Origin of the sequence: Gordonia sp. 'Campus', from assembly GCF_022206305.1 — a bacterium.
In the GTDB taxonomy this organism is placed as follows: domain Bacteria; phylum Actinomycetota; class Actinomycetes; order Mycobacteriales; family Mycobacteriaceae; genus Gordonia.
In genome coordinates this window covers 111590-129084 of record NZ_JAKOIW010000014.1, presented here as the reverse complement: position 1 = coordinate 129084, position 17495 = coordinate 111590, and the positions used below count along the sequence as shown (strand labels likewise).

Annotated in this window: 18 protein-coding genes; 10 read left to right on the top strand and 8 right to left on the bottom strand. The window is 68.6% G+C overall.

Going from position 1 to position 17495, the window contains the following annotated elements; genetic code table 11:
- Positions 1-29: 29 nt before the first annotated feature.
- Positions 30-980 (bottom strand): alpha/beta hydrolase, encoded by a 951-nt coding sequence (locus MAY35_RS15920; protein ID WP_374237966.1) that lies wholly within the window; start codon positions 978-980, stop codon positions 30-32.
- A gap of 311 nt (positions 981-1291) precedes the next feature.
- Here MAY35_RS15920 and MAY35_RS15915 point away from each other — a divergent pair, with 311 nt between their 5' ends.
- Both MAY35_RS15915 and MAY35_RS15910 read left to right on the top strand, forming a co-directional pair.
- The gene (locus tag MAY35_RS15915; protein WP_238422270.1) at positions 1292-2653 is read left to right on the top strand and encodes a hypothetical protein; all 1362 of its coding nucleotides are present in this window, start codon (positions 1292-1294) and stop codon (positions 2651-2653) included.
- A complete protein-coding gene (locus tag MAY35_RS15910; RefSeq protein ID WP_238422269.1) occupies positions 2650-3888 on the top strand; it encodes a glycosyltransferase in 1239 nt (412 codons plus the stop codon). Before MAY35_RS15915 ends, MAY35_RS15910 begins: the two co-directional genes overlap by 4 nt.
- Here the strand turns inward: MAY35_RS15910 and ispF are convergent.
- From ispF to MAY35_RS15895, 3 genes are read right to left on the bottom strand one after another with little or no spacing between them, the layout of a single operon-like run.
- A complete protein-coding gene (ispF, locus tag MAY35_RS15905; RefSeq protein WP_238422268.1) occupies positions 3885-4352 on the bottom strand; it encodes a 2-C-methyl-D-erythritol 2,4-cyclodiphosphate synthase in 468 nt (155 codons plus the stop codon). The genes MAY35_RS15910 and ispF overlap by 4 nt on opposite strands.
- Positions 4349-5041, bottom strand: a complete 693-nt coding sequence (gene ispD / locus MAY35_RS15900) for a 2-C-methyl-D-erythritol 4-phosphate cytidylyltransferase (protein ID WP_238422267.1) — start codon at positions 5039-5041, stop codon at positions 4349-4351. Before ispD ends, ispF begins: the two co-directional genes overlap by 4 nt.
- A 30-nt stretch (positions 5042-5071) precedes the next feature.
- Entirely contained in the window at positions 5072-5560 is a 489-nt protein-coding gene (locus MAY35_RS15895; protein WP_074851259.1) for a CarD family transcriptional regulator, read from the bottom strand.
- A gap of 401 nt (positions 5561-5961) precedes the next feature.
- On the opposite strand from MAY35_RS15895, the gene MAY35_RS15890 reads away from it, so the two are divergent.
- Together MAY35_RS15890 and radA are read left to right on the top strand one after the other, a co-directional pair.
- Positions 5962-6666, top strand: a complete 705-nt coding sequence (locus MAY35_RS15890) for a hypothetical protein (protein WP_238422293.1) — start codon at positions 5962-5964, stop codon at positions 6664-6666.
- A gap of 131 nt (positions 6667-6797) precedes the next feature.
- Positions 6798-8177, top strand: a complete 1380-nt coding sequence (gene radA / locus MAY35_RS15885; RefSeq protein WP_238422266.1) for a DNA repair protein RadA — start codon at positions 6798-6800, stop codon at positions 8175-8177.
- Between the two features lie 3 nt (positions 8178-8180).
- Here the strand turns inward: radA and MAY35_RS15880 are convergent, their stop codons facing one another.
- The gene (locus MAY35_RS15880; protein ID WP_238422292.1) at positions 8181-8711 is read right to left on the bottom strand and encodes a PaaI family thioesterase; all 531 of its coding nucleotides are present in this window, start codon (positions 8709-8711) and stop codon (positions 8181-8183) included.
- Between the two features lie 140 nt (positions 8712-8851).
- Here MAY35_RS15880 and disA point away from each other — a divergent pair, with 140 nt between their 5' ends.
- Complete coding sequence (disA, locus tag MAY35_RS15875; protein WP_238422265.1) at positions 8852-9937, top strand: DNA integrity scanning diadenylate cyclase DisA; 1086 nt, start codon at positions 8852-8854, stop codon at positions 9935-9937.
- Positions 9938-9997: 60 nt separating this feature from the next.
- On the opposite strand, the gene MAY35_RS15870 is transcribed toward disA, so the two are convergent.
- Positions 9998-10777, bottom strand: a complete 780-nt coding sequence (locus tag MAY35_RS15870; RefSeq protein ID WP_238422264.1) for a hypothetical protein — start codon at positions 10775-10777, stop codon at positions 9998-10000.
- A 320-nt stretch (positions 10778-11097) separates the two neighbouring features.
- A complete protein-coding gene (locus MAY35_RS15865) occupies positions 11098-11751 on the bottom strand; it encodes a carbonic anhydrase (RefSeq protein ID WP_238422263.1) in 654 nt (217 codons plus the stop codon).
- On the opposite strand from MAY35_RS15865, the gene MAY35_RS15860 reads away from it, so the two are divergent.
- The gene (locus MAY35_RS15860) at positions 11750-12652 is read left to right on the top strand and encodes an A/G-specific adenine glycosylase (protein WP_238422262.1); all 903 of its coding nucleotides are present in this window, start codon (positions 11750-11752) and stop codon (positions 12650-12652) included. The two genes, MAY35_RS15865 and MAY35_RS15860, sit on opposite strands and share 2 nt — an antisense overlap.
- A 142-nt stretch (positions 12653-12794) precedes the next feature.
- Positions 12795-13784, top strand: coding sequence for a hypothetical protein (locus MAY35_RS15855; protein WP_238422261.1), 990 nt, complete (start codon positions 12795-12797; stop codon positions 13782-13784).
- A 91-nt stretch (positions 13785-13875) separates the two neighbouring features.
- Here MAY35_RS15855 and MAY35_RS15850 read toward each other — a convergent pair whose 3' ends face one another.
- The gene (locus MAY35_RS15850; protein WP_238422260.1) at positions 13876-14688 is read right to left on the bottom strand and encodes an alpha/beta fold hydrolase; all 813 of its coding nucleotides are present in this window, start codon (positions 14686-14688) and stop codon (positions 13876-13878) included.
- Positions 14689-14795: 107 nt separating this feature from the next.
- Here MAY35_RS15850 and MAY35_RS15845 point away from each other — a divergent pair, with 107 nt between their 5' ends.
- From MAY35_RS15845 to MAY35_RS15835, 3 genes are all read left to right on the top strand, one after another.
- Positions 14796-15104, top strand: a complete 309-nt coding sequence (locus MAY35_RS15845) for an antibiotic biosynthesis monooxygenase (RefSeq protein ID WP_238422259.1) — start codon at positions 14796-14798, stop codon at positions 15102-15104.
- A gap of 84 nt (positions 15105-15188) precedes the next feature.
- Positions 15189-15824 (top strand): LON peptidase substrate-binding domain-containing protein, encoded by a 636-nt coding sequence (locus MAY35_RS15840; RefSeq protein WP_238422258.1) that lies wholly within the window; start codon positions 15189-15191, stop codon positions 15822-15824.
- A gap of 133 nt (positions 15825-15957) precedes the next feature.
- Complete coding sequence (locus tag MAY35_RS15835; RefSeq protein WP_238422257.1) at positions 15958-17457, top strand: aldehyde dehydrogenase; 1500 nt, start codon at positions 15958-15960, stop codon at positions 17455-17457.
- Positions 17458-17495 lie beyond the last annotated feature (38 nt).

The window sequence follows — 17495 nt, the reverse complement described above, 5'->3', positions numbered from 1 at the left end:
CGACAACGTCTCGAACGGACTTGCCACGGTCACAACCCCAGACCTCGTCGCAGGGTCGGCCAGCTCTCTCGCTGCTGGTCGACCCAGTAAGGCCATGCATGGGTCCCCGGGTCGATGTAGCGGATGGACGCCGGGATGTTCAACTGCCGGAGTCGGCCGTCCAGTTGCTGGGTGCACCACAGCGACCCCAACTCGATCGCTCCGCCGACGACCTGCCGGTCGACCGGGTTCGAATTGCCCGGATACCCGGGGGCGTCGTACTTGCCGGACCGCCCCGTTCCGGTCGAGACGTAGAGGGTCGTACCCCGAAGCTTTCCGGCGTGCGACAAGACGTCGTGCGCCGCCCATGCCGGATCGGCCGGCGGGCCCCACATGTTGTCGGCATTGCCACCGAATCCCGCGACGATCCCGCGCGGATATGCCTGCCCCGCCGGCCCCGTCGTCGTGAAACAACCGCTGTACGCCGCCACCGCGCGATAGAAGCCCGGATTGCGGACCGCGAGGACCAGAGCCGCGCCCGCCCCCATCGACAGGCCGGCAACCCCCCGAATTCCGTTGCCCGAGAATCGAGCGTCGATCAGCGGAGGGAGCTCACGGGTGAGAAATGTCTCCCATTTGTATCGACCTAGGGTCGGATCGTCGCGCTGCCAGTCCGTGTACAGACTGCCGTTCCCGGCGATCGGCATCACCACGTTGACGTTCTTGTCCGCGTAGAACCCGGGGATGTCGGTCTTGATCGACCAGATGCTGTTCTCGGCGTCCTCCTCGCCCAGACCGCCCAGCAGGTACAGGGACGGACGCGGACCCGCATCGACTCGCGGCGTCACGACCTGGACCCTGATGGTCTTGCGCATGGCCGCCGAGTAGACGTCGACCGCGTACTGATGGGGCCCCTCGGAGCTGACCCGCTCGATGACGGCCCGTGCCGGAGCCGCGCCGGCATCGCCCGATTGGAGCGAACCGGTCACCAGAGCGAGCATCGCCGACACCGCGACGACCAACGAGGTCGTACGCAGCATCGCGGCGGTGGTCGCGCGGCGATGGAAAATGCGGCGGGCAGTACCCGTCATGTCGTCGCGTCCTCCGAGATCAGCGGGAAAAAGAGGTCAGGATCATGAAATACAGCGCTACAGGTTAGGTAGCCCTATGCAGGTCACGACAGTAACCTGATTCCACCCGAATTGATAGTTCGGCGAGCGAAGTAGGCGCCGGTCTGCACGCCGACCCGCGTTCGAAGCGGCGTGCGCATCCCGTTCGCGTTCGCCGACATGCACAAACGACAGGTGCGTACATGAATCTCCCGTCCCTGGTCCGCCGAGTCACCGGTCCGATCGACGACTCGAACGTCGACAGACTGACGGCCGATGACCATCTCTTCGTCATGATGGGCAACACCCTCGGACTCCCGGTGGTGACCCAGACCCTCTGGCACTTTCCCGGCGACATCGACATCGACGCCCTCGAGGCGGTGGCGACTCGGATGCGGCACGGGCGGTTGAGCAGGTTGGTCGCCACCCATCCCGGCCCCGGACGCGCCCACTGGCGTTACACCCCGGACGCGGGTCTCGTCACCGTGCAGACCGACACGGTCCCGGTGGGGGACGAGGAACTCTGGGGTCGACGGATGGCCGCGCACCCCCTCGACATCACGCACGGCCCCTCGTGGCGCATGGACATCGCCAGGACCGCCGACGGCGGCGCCGTTCTCGCATCTCTGACGATCAATCACGCCATCGCCGACGGGGGCACCGGCACCATGGCGATCATCGAGGCGGTCCACGATGTCGACTACGCGGCCGGTGCCGATCCCGGGCTCTACTCGAATGTGCGGGACGCCGCCGATCTGGTGTGGACGGCGGCTCGGACCGGATTCGAGGTCTGGCGGTCGAGCCGGTCGGGTCCGCCGGCCTCCCCGGCGCGGGTGACCGGCGGCCCGGCCCCGGCTCCAGCCGCCGCGCTGACAGCCGCCGAGATCACCCCCAACGTCACGATGCGCATACCGGTCGCCGACTACACCGCGGCCGCCGCGACCCGGGGCGGCACCGACAACAGCCTCTTCGCGGCATTGATGGTGGGCGTCCTGGAACGCAGCGGCCGCGTGTCGTCCGGCGACGTCGTCCCGGTCTCGTTGCCCGTGTCCTCACGCACGACCGACGACCGTCGGGCGAATGCCACGTCCGGCGCCACGGCCTTCGTCGAGGTCCTACCCGGCCGCTACGAGGACCTGTCCGGAATACGCGCGGCCTGCAAAGAGGCCTACGGCAGGCTGGCCGCCAATTCCGGTGTGGTGGCCCAGCGTGCGGTCATCCTGCAGGCACTCAGCGAGTCGATGACGCGTCGCCTCGCCGCGAACGCAACCACTCCCCTCTGTCTCGCGTCCAACGTCGGTGCGTTTCCCGACGAATTCGCCACCCTCGGAACGGGTGTGCGCGGCGCGATCGCGATCAGGGCGATAACCGCCACGGACGACGCCACGAAGTTGCGTGACCGCAACGGCGGGATCAGTGGGTGGTGTGGAGTCGACGACGACCACGTGATGTTCAGCATCAGCTCGCTCGACCCGGCCCGAATCCCGGACGCCCACACCCTTCGACGGCTGGTGACCGACGAACTCGCCGCCTGGGATCTGCACGGAAAGCCCTGGGGCGCATGAGGTTCGCGTTCGCCATGCACGGCAGCAGGGGCGACATCCAGCCAGCCGTGGCGGTGGGGGCGGAACTGGTCCGAGGCGGTCACGACGTTCGGTGCGCGGTGCCGGAGGACCTGGTGGACCTGGTCGCGAAATCCGGCCTGCCGACCCGGGCCCTCGCGCCTGCGACCGCCGATCTCCTGGCCAGCCCCTTGGTCAAGGAGCGCCTCAAGTCCAAGAACCCGCGCACCCGGTTGCGCGCACTCGGCGAGGTCGCCGAATACGGGCGGGCGACATCGGAGCGGGTGATGGGGGACTTGGCCGACGACGCGGATCTCCTCGTGACCGGCCCGCTGGCCCAGGATCGCGCGGACGCGATCGCGCGGAGTCGCGGCATCCCGTTCGTACCGCTGCACTACTGCCCGTTGCGCCCCAACTCGAGTCTGGACCCGCAGTACCGTCGCTACCCGCGGCCCGTGTCGCGCACCGTATGGCGTCTGGCGGATCTGACGTACTGGATGACCGTCCGCGGAGCCGACCGCCGATTGCGCGACGAACTCGACCTCCCGCGGGCGAAGGGGCCGCTGGGACGACGGCTGCGCAACCAGGGCGTCCCCGAGATCCAGGCGTACGACGCCGCACTGTTCCCCGGGCTGACGCAGGACTGGGGTCCGCAGCGCCCGCTGGTCGGCTTCCTGTTGCCCGACAACGTCATTCGTACGGCGATGATGTCGGATACCGATGCCACCCCGGCCGCCGTCGAATGGGCCGACGCGGCCGAGCCGCCGGTCTACGTCGGCTTCGGCAGCATGAAGATCACCGCCGATCAGATAGCCGGCATCGTGACCGCGCTGCTCGATCGCGGGCTCCGGGTCATCGGCCACACCGATCACCAACTGCCCGAACATGATCGGCTGCTCCAGGTCACCGGGCCGGTGGACCACGAGGCGCTGCTGCCCCGCTGTCGTGGCGCGGTGCACCACGGCGGCGCAGGCACCACGGCCGCGGTGATCCGGGCGGGTATCCCGTCGGTCATCGCCTGGCTCAGCGCCGACCAACCCATGTGGGCGGCGGCGCTCCGCAGATCCGGTGCGGGAGCGGGAAATCGACTCGCGCGATTCGGCCCGTCGGATCTCGAGCCACTCACCGATCCCGAGATCGCCGCGGGCGCCGTACGTCTCGCGGGCCAGCTGACCCCGCCGGCCGAGGCTGTCGGGCGGACGTGCGAGATCTTGTCGGGCGTCGCTGCGGGCCGCTAGTCGACCGCGTCGAGGAGAGCGGTCGCGACGGCTGCGATGCCCTCGCCGCGGCCGGTCATGCCGAGACCGTCGGTCGTGGTCGCCGATACCGAGACCGGACCGCCGAGCGCCTCGGAGAGCACCTGCTGTGCTTCCGCGCGCCGGGACCCGATCTTCGGCCGGTTGCCCACGATCTGCACGGCCGCGTTCACCACCCGCAGGCCGTCGGCTTCGACGAGGGTCCGTACATGCGCGAGCATCTCGAGTCCGGAGACGCCCTCCCATTCCGGACGGCCGGTTCCGAAAACCGAGCCGAGGTCACCGAGTCCGGCGGCCGAGAGCACGGCGTCGCACAGGGCGTGGGCGCCGACGTCTCCGTCGGAGTGGCCCTCACAACCGGGTTCGTCGGGGAAATGCAGACCGACCATCCAGCACTGGGCGGTGGCGTCGACTCGATGGGCGTCGGTCCCGATGCCGACCCTCACGACTCCCCCACCACGTCACGGACGATTCGCAGGTCCCAGGGGGTGGTGATCTTCATGGCCAATGGGTCTCCCGGTACGACGTGGACTTCGATCCCGCATCTCTCGGCGAGGCCGGCGTCGTCGGTCGCGAGACCGGTGTCGTCGGCATGGGCTCGGAGCAGGGCGTCTCGGGTGAACCCCTGCGGGGTCTGAACGGCGCGGAGCTCCTCGCGGTCGACGGTGCGGGAGACGCGGAGGGGACCATCCGAGGCGGGCTCGACCTGTTTGAGGGTGTCCACGACGGGTACGCCCGGAACCACTGCCGAGCGGCCTGAGCGGACCGCATCGACCACCTCGGTGAAGACGCGGGCCGGTGTGAGCGGCCGGGCGGCATCGTGGACGAGGAGTATGCGGGCATCCCCAGCCGCAGCGATGCCGGCGCGCACGGATTCCGACCGATGGTCGCCGCCGGCCACGACGGTCACATGCGGGATGAGCTCACGGGTCCGATCGACGAGATCGGCCGGCACGACCACGACGACAGAAGCACCCAGCGATGCGGGGATGTTGTCGACGCATCTCTCGATGATCGTCCGACCACACAGGTCGACGAAGGCCTTCGGTACCGGCTCGCCGAGTCGGGTTCCCGACCCGGCGGCCGGGATGATGATGCAGACTTCTGCGCCGGAATCGTCCGGCGTAGGGGTCACTGTGGATCCTGGATCAGATACGACCCGCGATCAGGAAGCGGCGGCCAGGACCTCGTCCAGGATGCTGGTGGCCTTCTCGTCGTTGGTGTTCTGAGCGAGCGAGAGCTCGTCGACCAGAACACGACGGGCACGGGTCAGCATCCGCTTCTCACCGGCCGACAGGCCGCGATCCTGCTCGCGACGCCACAGGTCACGCACGATCTCCGCGACCTTGATGATGTCGCCCGAGATCAGCTTCTCCTGGTTGGCCTTGAACCGGCGTGCCCAGTTCGTCGGCTCCTCGGTGTGCGGGGCCCGCAGAACCTGGAAGACCTGGTCGAGGCCTTCCTGTCCGACGACGTCGCGAACGCCCACGTACTCGAGCTTCGTCGAGGGAATCTGAACGGTCATGTCACCGTCGGCAACCTTGAGAACAAGGTATTCGATCTGCTCACCCTTGATGGTCCGGGTCACGATGTCTTCGACCCGAGCAGCACCGTGATGGGGGTAAACGACGGTGTCGCCAACTTTGAAATTCAATGTTCCTTGCCCCTTTCGAGTAGAGCCAGTCTAGCACGGGCGTTTCGGGGCACCCACCCAACGGTGCAGGTCAACGCGGTGAACAGGTTTCAGAGCGGGCTCTTGCGAGGTCGCAAGGGGTCTCGGGTGAAGGCGCGCGGCCCTCCGACGGACCGTCGGCGCCACGTCGCAGGCGTCACACGCGGACGACGTTCCGGACGCCTCCGCCACGCCCGGGAAGTGTTCGCGGGCAGCCACCGTCGGTGACCAATCGGGTACCCGGGCGCACTTTTGCCGACCGAGCCCACTACGCTGCGTAGTGCAGGGTTTCGCGCGCTGCATGTCGGCTTCGTATGACCTGGGAGGATCGGGTGTCAGTGCTTTCACTTTCCGCACGGCGGTCGGCGGTTGCGCCATCTCGCATGGTGACCGCGGTGGCCGCCATCGGCATCGCCGTCGCCCTGGGCACGACCGGTTGCGGTGCGGGACAGATCTCGCAGACCGCCAACCAGCTGCCCGCCGTGAACGGCGCAAACGTCAACTTCGAAGCTCTGCAGCTGCGCGACGTGCAGATCCTCTACCCCGAACAGGACGCACCGACCGTCTTCGGCAGCGGCGGACCGTTCGAGATCGCCTTCGTGGTCGCCAACTCCGACCCGCTGACCTACTACCGACTGAAGGAGATCACGGCCGAGCAGGGCCAGATCGAATTCATCGAGGGCACCGAATCCAACGACCGCATCATCCCGCCGGGACTCGCCCTGCGCGGCGGCACCCCGGTCGGCGCGAACGCCGAGATCGAGAAGAAGGTGACCGCCGAGCTCCGCAACGCGGGCAAGACCGTCGCGTCCGGGCTCACCACCGACCTGACATTCCGATTCGAGAAGCGTGAGGCCGACGGCCGCTGGGTCGACGCCGGCGAGATCACCGTCGACACACCGGTCGACAGTGGCGCCGAGCTCGAGCGACAGGACGTCGCCCGCAACGCCGAGCCCACGTTCTACAACCAGGACCACGGTGAGGGCGGCCACGCCGAGGGCGGCGGCGAGCACGAGGGCAGCGAAGGCCACGAGGGTGGCGGCGGCCACGGCGAAGACGGCGGCAACAGCGAGGGTGGCGGTCACTGACCCGCGCCGACTGAACCTGCAGTACCCGAGAATCGGGGTCCGGTGTCGCCGGGCCCCGATTCTCGTGTCCGGGATTCCCACCGCCGGGACCGGACGAGCACGCTGTCGGAGTCCACACCTAGGCTGATCGGGTGGCCAAACCCAAGTCGTCGTTTCGCTGCACCGGCTGCGGCCATCAGGTGCCCAAATGGGTCGGACGCTGTCCGGAGTGCGGCGAGTGGGGCACGGTCGCCGAGGTCGCCGGGGTGGCCACGTCGTCGAGATCGACTGCGTCCGTGGCGCCGACGAGTCCGGCGCTGCGCATCACCGAGGTGGACGCGCAGGCCACCGCCGCTGTCCCCACCGGGATCGGCGAGCTCGACCGGGTCCTCGGCCGGGGCGTCGTCCCCGGATCGGTCATCCTGCTGGCGGGTGAGCCGGGCGTCGGCAAGTCGACCCTGCTGTTGGAGACGGTCAAGCACTGGGCCGAACGCGACCGAACCGCCCTCTACATCACCGGCGAGGAGTCCGCGGGTCAGGTCCGGATGCGTGCCGAGCGCACCGGCGCGGTCCACCCCAACGTGTTCCTGGCGGCCGAGACCGACCTCGCCACCATCCTCGGACACGTCGATTCGGTCGCTCCGTCGCTGATGATCGTCGACTCGGTCCAGACGGTCGTGGCGACCGGCGCCGACGGTGTGACCGGTGGCGTGACCCAGATCCGCGCCGTCACCACCGCGCTGGTGTCCCTGGCGAAGAACCGCGGCGTCGCCGTCATCCTGGTCGGCCACGTGACCAAGGAGGGGACGGTCGCTGGCCCCCGGTCGCTGGAACACCTCGTCGACGTCGTCCTGGCCTTCGAGGGCGACAAGCACTCCACTCTCCGGATGGTGCGCGGGGTCAAGAACCGATTCGGGGCGGCCGATGAGGTCGGTTGCTTCGAGCAGCGTGACGACGGCATCCATCAGGTGCCCGACCCGTCGGGGATCTTCCTGCACCAGCGGGACTCGGATGTGAGCGGTAGCGCCACGCTGGTCACGATGGACGGCAAACGCGCGCTCGTCGGCGAGGTGCAGGCGCTGGCCAACGGCACCGAGATGAACAATCCGAGGCGCGCGGTCTCCGGGCTCGACATGAACCGGGTGTCGATGGTCCTGGCCGTGCTGCAGGCCCGAGCGGGTCTGACGCCCATCGCGAAGAGCGAGGTCTACCTCTCGACCGTCGGCGGGATGCGGGTCACCGAGCCGGCGGCCGACCTGGCCATCGCACTCTCGGTCTACTCGACCGTCAAGAACAAGCCCATCCCGCAGTCGACCGTGGTGATCGGGGAGGTCGGCCTCGGCGGAGAGGTCCGACGTGTGTCGGCGGTGGCGCGTCGTCTGGCCGAGGCCAAGCGACTCGGGTTCCGCGAGGCGATCATCCCGGCTGCGACCGACGAGGAACTCCCCAAGGGCCTCAGAATCCTGCGTGTCGGCACCCTGGCCGACGCCGTCGCACTGCGCGCCGCACACCCGGCGGACGCGCCATTCTGACGACTACGGACGATCCATCCGTTCCCGGTACTCCTGTGCCTTGGCACTGTTGTCGATGTGCTCGGCGAAGTGTTCGCGCGCGTCGATGGTCACGAAGACCGCATGAGCCTGGGCAACGGGACGTTCCGGATCACCCAGGTGCGCAACGGCTTCCGCGTAGATCTTCCGTCGCTGCTTGCCCATGATCGACGCGTGGATGTGCAGCGTGCGCCCCACCGGGATCGGCTTGAGGAAATCGACCTGCAGATGCACGGTGACCGCCGCCGGGCCGATGAGGCGGGGCAGCATGCCCATCACGTCGTCGAACGCACTGGACAGGATGCCGCCGTGGATGACACCCGGGCCGCCCTCCATCCACTGTTCGACGGGCATCTGCGCGTCGACGGTGAAACCCTCCCCCGCGAACACCGTCAGATGCAGCCCCCGCGGGGAGTCCTCGCCGCAGCCGAAGCACGACTGGTTGTGACGTCGCATGGGCTCGCCGGGCTTCGAGGTCTTGGGATGACGCTCGAGCACGTCGAGCTCGTCGGGCACCGCAAAGCTGCTGCTCTTCACATCCCGGTACCCTAGTCACCATTGCCCGGTCACCGGTGAAGGGGCCGGTGTCGCGGGGCAGCGGCTCTGCGTGCGGTCGGCCACGTCCCACGCGGCGATGTGGTTGCCGAAGGGGAGACATGATCACCGAAGCGCTGAAATCGGAACTGACGCGCGAGACCTTGGCGCGCGTCGCGCCGGGAACCCCCCTGCGCGACGGCCTCGAGCGCATCCTGCGGGGTGGCACCGGCGCGCTGATCGTGCTGGGTCACGACTCCGACGTCGAGAAGATCTGCGACGGCGGCTTCCACCTCGACGTCGAGTTCGCGCCGACCCGGCTCCGCGAACTCGCCAAGATGGACGGTGCGGTCGTGATGTCGACCGACGGCAAGCGCATCGTCCGGGCGAATGTCCAACTCGTCCCCGACCCGTCGATCCCGACCGAGGAATCCGGCACCCGACACCGCGCCGCGGAACGCACGGCCATCCAGACCGGCCATCCCGTGATCTCGGTGAGTGCGTCGATGTCGATCGTCAGCGTCTACGTCGACGGTGCGCGCCGGGTCGTCGAGAGCCCCGATCCGATCCTGTCGCGCGCCAACGTCGCCCTGGCGACCCTCGAGCGCTACAAGGCCCGGCTCGACGAGGTGATCTCCGCGCTGTCGCGCGCCGAGATCGAGGACTACGTGCTGCTGCGCGATGCGATGTCCACCGCCCAGCGCATGGAGATGGTGCGGCGGGTATCGGTCGAGATCGAGGAGTACGTGCTCGAACTCGGTGTGAACGGCCGCCAGGTGAGCCTGCAGCTCGAAGAACTCATCAGCGACAACGACACCATGCGCGAGTTGCTGGTCCGCGACTACTACGCGAGCCCCGAGCCGGCCACCGCCGAGGATGTCCGACAGGCACTGGAGGTCGTCGAGAACCTCAGCGACGCAGACCTACTCGATCTCACACTGCTCGCCGGCGCCTTCGGCTACCCGACGACCATCGACGCCCAGGACACCGCCATGAGTCCGCGCGGTTATCGCCTGCTGGCCCGGATCTCCCGGCTCCAGTTCGCCCACGTCGACCGGCTCGTACGCAGTTTTGGCACCTTGCAGGCGCTGCTCGCCAGCTCGTCGGCCGACCTGCAGGCCGTGGAGGGCATCGGCAGCATCTGGGCCCGCCACATCCGCGAGGGATTGTCACGGCTGGCCGAGACGAGCATCGAGCGCTACGACTAGAAACCGGCCGCTGCGAACCTCAGACCGTTCCGGTCGCCACCACCCCTCAGACCGTTCCGGTCAGGGCTGCTGCGCGGGCGCGACCATGTTGAACGTGATCGGGAACGATTCGCGCTCACCGATCTTGCCGATCGCGGAGTACGAACCGGCCGGGACCTGGGTCCGCGGGCGCTCGCAGCCGGGGCTGCTGGTGGTCCCCGACCAGGTGATGGTGTCCTTGACCTGCTGAGCGGGCTTGAGGACCACGTTGTTGACGGTGTTCACCGGCGAACAGTCCCGCGCCGACCACAGCGTCCGGGTGCCGTCGAGCGTCCGCACGATCACGTTCTGGACGGCCTTGCCGACGTCGCGGGTGCATTCGGACAACCCGGCATTGGTGGTGACGATCGTGAACACGGGGTTCTGCCCGATCGTGTAGGTCGGCTTGTCCGTGTAGAGAACCACCGAGATCGCCTGATCCGGGCAGAGAGCCGGCCCGGCTGCACCGGGAACGCCTGCGGGACTTGCTGATTCGGGCGGAGTCGAGGCGCCCGCGGGAGGACCGGCGGGAGCACCCGAACCGCCGCCCGCGCCACCGCTTCCGGCCCCTCCGCCGTCAGGTGCGCCCGAGGCGCCACCGGCCTGCGGCTCGGAGGCCGGCGGTGCGGACTCCGACGTGGATGCCGAGGTGCTCGGCGCAACGCTCTGCGACGATGCGGTGTTCTGTGGATCGTCGCCGCTCGAGGTCATCCACACGATCAGGGCGACCACCAACCCGACGACGACCAGCGCGCCGCCCGCGGCGACGACGCGGCGTCGCCAGTAGATCTCGGGTGGCAGCGGGCCCTGGGGTTCGATCACGCCCCCCACGCTAACGGCCGGGTCTTGACTTCCGGCTGATCACGAGCGGCGTGTCGCACGCGAAAAACGGCTCCGAGCAGGCAAAGTCTAGAGTTCGCCTTCAGGCTCGGAGCCGTCTCCACCGCACCCTGAGGAGGCCCCAGGAGCTCGCGAGGCGGAGGGGCCGCCTCCACCGCACCCTGAGGTGGCCCCAGGAGCTCGCGGAGGGGCCGTCTCCACCGCACCCTGAGGAGGCCCCGGAGCTCGCGGAGGGGCCGTCTCCACCGCACCCTGAGGAGGCCCCGGAGCTCGCGGAGGGGCCGTCTCGAAGGGTCGTCAGGTCAGGCGGACTCGACGGTGATCGCGGTCGGGGCCGGACGCTCGCCGATGTCGCCGTACACACCCTGCACGCTGACCTTGCCCTCGTGGAGCTGGTAGGTCAGGCCCACGATCGCCAGACGGCCGGTGCTGATGCGATCGGCGATGACCCGACTGCGCTGCATCAGCAGCTGCCCGGTCTCGACGACGTGGCGTGCCTCGAATTCGTCGACGCGGCTGAGTCCTTCACGACGACCGGCGAGGATGCTCGGCGCCACGCGCTCCACCACGTCGCGGATGTAACCGCCGGGGATCTGCAGGTCGTCGAGTGCGTCGAGCGTCGCCTTCACCGCGCCGCAGCTGTCGTGACCGAGGATCACGATCAGCGGCACCTCCAACACCTCGACGGCGTACTCGAGCGATCCCATCACCGCCGAATCGATGACGTGTCCGGCCGTGCGGACCACGAACATGTCGCCGAGGCCCTGGTCGAAGATGATCTCGGCGGACAGTCGCGAGTCGGCGCAGCCGAAGAGCACGACGTGCGGGTGCTGGCCGTCGGCGAGGCGCGCACGATCCTCGATACCCTGGCTGGGATGCTGAGATTCACCTGTCACAAATCGGTCGTTGCCGTCGCGCAGAATGCGCCACGCGGCCCGTGGTGTCGTTGCGGTCATGCTCAATAGTGTGCCATCGGGCACTCTGCTCGGCTGGTTCGATACCCAGGAACGCGATCTCCCGTGGCGCGATCCCTCCTGCACCGGATGGCAGATCCTCATCAGCGAGATCATGCTGCAGCAGACTCCCGTCTCCCGGGTGGTCGAGCCGTGGCGTGAGTGGGTCCGGCGCTGGCCGGTGCCGTCGGCGATGGCCGCCGAGCCGGCCGGTGAGGTCTTGCGCGCCTGGGGCAAGCTCGGTTACCCGCGCCGCGCGCTCCGTTTGCACGAGTGCGCGAAGGTACTCGCCCGCGACCACGACGACCGCGTCCCCGACGACGTGGAGACGATGCTGACCCTGCCGGGCATCGGCGATTACACCGCCCGGGCGGTCGCCTGCTTCGCCTACGGCCGGGCGGTCCCGGTCGTCGACACCAACGTCCGGCGGGTGATCGCGCGTGCGGTGCACGGACGCGAACAGCCCTCGAATCCGTCCCGGCGCGATCTCGTGGACGCGGAGGTGTTGCTGCCGCGGTCGGCCGACGACGCATATGCCGCGTCGGCACCCCGGTTCTCCGCGGCCCTGATGGAACTCGGAGCCCTCGTGTGCACGGCACGAAATCCCAAGTGCGACAACTGCCCTCTCGTCGACTGCACCTGGGTTCGACTCGGCAGGCCACCGTACGCGGGTCCGCCGCGGAAGACGCAGAAGTTCGCCGGCACCGATCGTCAGGTCCGCGGCCTGCTCATGGATGTTCTGCGCAACACCGACGGCTCGGTCGAGCGCTCGAGACTCGACACCGTCTGGACATCCGACACCGCCCAGCGCGATCGGGCCCTGGACTCACTCCTCGTCGACGGTCTGGTCGAGATCACCGCCGACGGCCGCTACTGCCTCGCGGGCGAAGGCGACGGCGGGTGAGCCTTTCGGGAACGGGATCTCGGGCGCCGACGTCCAACCCGCTGCGCCGAACCCATAATTCGTGCCACGATCATTGACCAGTCGTTTGATCGTTCGGAGATAGTCTCCCACTGCGGCCGGATCGTTGCTAATGTCCCGGTCCATGAGCCAGCCGCCGTATCCCCCTGTCCCACCCTCGGACCCGCAGCAACCGGGTGGTCACCCCGGTCAGCAGCCCCCGCAGTACGGGCAGCAACCGCCCCCGCCCCAGTACGGGCAGCAGCCCCCGGGTCCCGACTACGGTCAGCAGGCACCGGCTCCGCAGTACGGGCAGCAGCCGCCGCAACCGCAGTACGGCCAGGCACCTCCCCCGCCGCCTCCCGGCGGCCCGCAGTACGGCGCTGCCGGCGCCTACCCGGGCGCCCCCGATCCGCAAGGCGCGCCCTACGATTCGGGCAAGATCGACGTGGGCACCGCGTTCTCGTGGGCGTTCGGCAAGTTCAAGAACAACGTCGGCGCGATGATCCTGCCGGGTCTCGCGGTCTTCCTGCTGGGCGCGGCCCTCATCGCGGTCGGGTTCTCCTCAGCCGCGATCTTCGGCACCACCGAGACCACCACTGACTCGTACGGATTCACCTACACCGAGACATCGCTGGGTCTCGGCGGCTCGATTCTTTTCGGCCTGGTGTACCTCGTGTTCATCCTGGGCCTCCTCTACATCCAGGCCAGCATCATCTCCGGCGCGGTCCGGGTCGCCAACGGTGAACCGGTGACGGCCAAGTCGTTCCTGACGCCCATCCGGTTCGGCCCGGTCATCGGAACCGCGATCCTGGTCGGGTTGATCACGGGTATCGGCTACGCGCTCTGCATCATCCCGGGCATCGTGGCGATGTTCTTCCTGATGTTCTCCGTCGTCGCGACCATCGACAAGAACCTCTCGCCGATCAACGCCATGAAGGCGTCCTTCGAGCTGACCAAGTCGAAGGTGGGTGACTCGATCCTCACCCTGCTGGTCACCTACGCGATCAATCTGGTCGGTGTCCTCGTCTGCTACGTCGGCCTGATCGTCGCGGCCCCGGTGGCCCAGCTGTTCCTGGTGCACTGCTGGCGCCGGCTCAACGGTGCACCGATCGCACCCGCCGATCCGTCCTGACACAACCGTCTCCCCCTCGGGGCGCACACGATTCATCGTGTGCGCCCCGAATTCCGTTTCGGGGGAGCATCGTTCGATCAGCAGGAGCCGGTCAATACTCGAGACCGGACAGAAAAGCCTCCACCGCACCGCGATAGGTGCGGGGCGCGTCGTCGTGGACGAGATGTCCGGCCCCCGCCACCCGTAGGTGGATGGCATGGTCGTTGACCTCGCACATGGTGCGCATCTGGCCCGGCGGCGTGACACCGTGTTCGGCCTCGATCACCAGCGATGGCACCCGAACCGACCGCCACTGCGCCCAGAAGTCGCGTCTGCCCCACTCGGCGGCGATGGCACTCCACAACGGAATCCGGCCGTGCAACCGGCCGTCGTCGAATGCCTCGTGGAAGTAGCGTCCGGCCACCGGCCCGAACATCTCGATCGCCTCGTCCACTGATGCGAACCGTTCCGGCCACGACTCGAACCACGGGGTCCAGCTCGTGGTCGTCCGTCCGCGGAAATCCGGTGCCATGTCCTCGACGACCAGCGCGGCGACGAGTTCGGGATAGGCAGCCGCGGCACACCAGGCGTGCAACGCGCCCATCGAGTGGCCGATGAGGATCGCCGGGCCCCGATCGATCCACGTCAGCAGCTCGGCGAGATCTGCGACGAACCGCTCGGTCGCGAGTTCGCTTGCGTCGGTGGGCTCATCGACGTCGGCGCCGGTGTGGAACGCGGCGTCGAAGGTGAACACGCGCCCGTAGGAGCGCAGCCACGGGATCTGTCGTCGCCATGTGCGACCGCGTCCCATCAGGCCGTGGAGCAAGACGATCGGGGGTGTTGCCGTTGCAGGCGCTTCGCCGACGGCGACCGGACCCCCGTGATCACGGAGTCCGGTCTCCTCCGGGGGCCTGCCATCGAACATGCCAGCACTGTAGCCGGACCCGCAGTGAGAGAAGGAGTGTGATCGACCCGCCGGACCTGTCCGCGTTCCGGGGGCCACCTCGTCCGGGCAGCGCCTATGGTGGACCCATGTCTGTAGTGAAGATCAATGCCATCTCCGTCCCCGAGGGTGCAGGCCCCGAACTGGAGAAGCGATTCGCCAACCGCGCCCACTCGGTCGACGGCTCCCAGGGTTTCCTCGGGTTCCAGCTCCTCCGTCCCGTCAAGGGCGACGACCGCTACTTCGTCGTGACGGAGTGGGAGTCCGAGGAGGACTTCCAGGCGTGGTCGGCCGGACCCGCCCGCGAGGCGCACTCCGGCGAGCGTGCCAAGCCGGTCGCCTCGGGCGCCGACCTGCTCGAGTTCGAGGTCGTGCTCGACGCGAGGCCCCGGTCCTGACGGACGCATCCCCGAGACGAGCGAGCCTGAGATGAGCGGGTCCTGAACTCGGAGCCGGATGCCGACGCGACGTTCGTCGCGCCGATGTTCCCGCTCGGCACCGCTCTGGTGCCGGGCGCGGAACTGCCGCTGCGCGTCTTCGAGCCGCGCTACCGGCAGATGCTGACCGACCACCTCGACGACTCGGACGAGCCACCGCGCGTGCGCTTCGGCGTGGTGCTCATATCCCGTGGTTTCGAGGTCGGCGGCGGCGAGGTCCGTTGCGACGTGGGCACCATCGCCGACGCGGAGATCACCGGTCGCCTGCCGGACGGCCGTGCCGCGCTGCGGTGCACGGGCCGGCAGCGTTTCCGGGTTGTCGAATGGTTGGCCGACGACCCGTACCCCCGGGCGCGGGTCGAGGCGCTCCCCGAGCGGGCACCCTCCCCCGAGCACCTGGCCCGACTGGATGCCCTCGACGGCCGGCTGCACTCGCTGATGCGCCGGCGGCTCGAGGCCGCCGGCGAGGATCCGGGCCCGGTCATCGCGGCGCTGTCGGTCATCGACGCCGATCCGGCAACCGCGGACATCTCGCCGATCCACCGCTGGGCGGCCCGCGTGGTGTCCCAGCCACATGATCAGCAGCGCATCCTCGAGAGCGACGATCCCGCGGCCCAACTCGACGTCCTCGACGACGTGATGGCGGGCATGGAGGCCCGGGCGGCCTTCGGCAGCATCTGATCCGGGCGGGCCCTGGCATTGAAGTTAGAACGTGTTCTAGTATTGCGTGTGCCGTAGTTCACACTTGCCTGCAGGCGGCTCGTCGCCGCATCCCCGCACGCAAGGACCCGTCCTCCTGAGGAGCACACGCGTAATGACCGAGACCGTGGAGTCCCACCCCGCCACCATCACCGGCGGAGGCGATCAACCCCAGTTGCTCATCGGCGGCCAGTGGGTCGACCCTCATTCCACCGAGACCCTCGAGGTCCACTCCCCCGCCACCGGTGAGCGCGTCGGGTCCGTGCCGCTCGCCGACGCCACCGACGTGGACGCGGCGGTGCGCGCCGCCCGCTCGGCGTTCGATTCGGGTGTCTGGAGTTCGACACCCCCCGCACAGCGCGCCGACATCATCGCCAAGGTCGCCGACCTGATCGACGAGCGCGGCGACGAGATCACGGCGCTGGTCTCGGCCGAGATGGGCGCCCCGCCCAGCGCCATCAGCACCTTGCAGCAGCTTCCCGGCACCGGGGTCCTGCGCGCATATGCCAACGCCGCGCGCGGCTACCAGTGGGAGGAATACCGGACCGGCCTGTTCGGGACCACCCGCATCACCCGTGAGCCGGTCGGCGTCGTCGGAGCCATCTGCGCCTGGAACGTCCCGCTGTTCATCACCTGCAACAAGATGGGCGCCGCACTCGCCGCCGGATGCTCGGTGGTGCTCAAGCCCGCGCCCGAGACCCCGATGACCGGCAACTACGTCGCGCAGCTGTTCATCGAGGCAGGCGTTCCGGCCGAGGCGATCTCGGTCGTCACCGGCGGAACCGAGACCGGGCAGGCGCTCGTCGCCCACCCCGACGTCGACAAGATCACCTTCACCGGTTCGACCGCGGCCGGAAAGGCCATCGGTGCGGCGTGCGCGGAGACGCTCAAGCGGTGTTCGCTGGAATTGGGCGGCAAGTCCGCCGCCATCGTCCTCGACGACGTCGACATCGCCGCGAACGCCTTCATGCTGACCTTCCTCGGGTTGTTCAACACCGGCCAGGCCTGCGTCGCCCAGACCCGAATCCTGGTGCCGCGCAGTCGGCAGGACGAGATCGTCGCCGCCATGGTCGACGCCGCGAAGGCGATGAAGGTCGGCCTCCCGTCCGATCCGGAGGCGCAGCTCGGACCGCTGATCACCGAGAACCAGCGCAACAAGGTCGAGCAGTACGTCGAACTCGGCAAGAAGGCCGGGGCCACCGCGGTTCTCGAGAGCGAACGTCCCGAGGGACTCGACTCCGGCTACTTCCTGACCCCGACGATCTTCACCGGCGTCACCAACGACATGGCGATCGCCCAGGAGGAGATCTTCGGGCCGGTGCTGTCGGTGATCGCCTACGACGACGTCGACGAGGCCATCGCCATCGCCAACGACTCGAGTTACGGACTCGCCGGCACCGTGTGGACCAACGACGTCGAGCGCGGCATCGAGATCTCCACCAAGATCCGTACGGGAACCTTCGGGATCAACTGGTACGCCATCGATCCCGAGTCACCCTTCGGCGGTTACAAGAACTCCGGCATCGGCCGCGAGAACGGTCGCGAGGGGCTCGAATCCTTCCTCGAGCACAAGTCGACGATGCTGCCGATGGGCTACGAGGTGGCCGCCGGTTAGACCTCCCGCCTCTCACAGGGGGGAACGGGGCCGGACGT

What these genes read in the sequence shown, in the direction of transcription:
- MAY35_RS15835 (WP_238422257.1), top strand. Translation starts at nt 15,958, where the DNA reads ATGACCGAGACCGTGGAGTCCCACCCCGCCACCATCACCGGCGGAGGC.
- MAY35_RS15865 (WP_238422263.1), bottom strand. Translation starts at nt 11,751, where the DNA reads ATGACCGCAACGACACCACGGGCCGCGTGGCGCATTCTGCGCGACGGC.
- MAY35_RS15920 (WP_374237966.1), bottom strand. Translation starts at nt 980, where the DNA reads ATGCTCGCTCTGGTGACCGGTTCGCTCCAATCGGGCGATGCCGGCGCG.
- MAY35_RS15855 (WP_238422261.1), top strand. Translation starts at nt 12,795, where the DNA reads ATGAGCCAGCCGCCGTATCCCCCTGTCCCACCCTCGGACCCGCAGCAA.
- MAY35_RS15840 (WP_238422258.1), top strand. Translation starts at nt 15,189, where the DNA reads ATGTTCCCGCTCGGCACCGCTCTGGTGCCGGGCGCGGAACTGCCGCTG.
- MAY35_RS15860 (WP_238422262.1), top strand. Translation starts at nt 11,750, where the DNA reads ATGCTCAATAGTGTGCCATCGGGCACTCTGCTCGGCTGGTTCGATACC.
- MAY35_RS15915 (WP_238422270.1), top strand. Translation starts at nt 1,292, where the DNA reads ATGAATCTCCCGTCCCTGGTCCGCCGAGTCACCGGTCCGATCGACGAC.
- MAY35_RS15910 (WP_238422269.1), top strand. Translation starts at nt 2,650, where the DNA reads ATGAGGTTCGCGTTCGCCATGCACGGCAGCAGGGGCGACATCCAGCCA.
- MAY35_RS15850 (WP_238422260.1), bottom strand. Translation starts at nt 14,688, where the DNA reads ATGTTCGATGGCAGGCCCCCGGAGGAGACCGGACTCCGTGATCACGGG.
- MAY35_RS15845 (WP_238422259.1), top strand. Translation starts at nt 14,796, where the DNA reads ATGTCTGTAGTGAAGATCAATGCCATCTCCGTCCCCGAGGGTGCAGGC.
- disA (WP_238422265.1), top strand. Translation starts at nt 8,852, where the DNA reads ATGATCACCGAAGCGCTGAAATCGGAACTGACGCGCGAGACCTTGGCG.
- MAY35_RS15890 (WP_238422293.1), top strand. Translation starts at nt 5,962, where the DNA reads ATGGTGACCGCGGTGGCCGCCATCGGCATCGCCGTCGCCCTGGGCACG.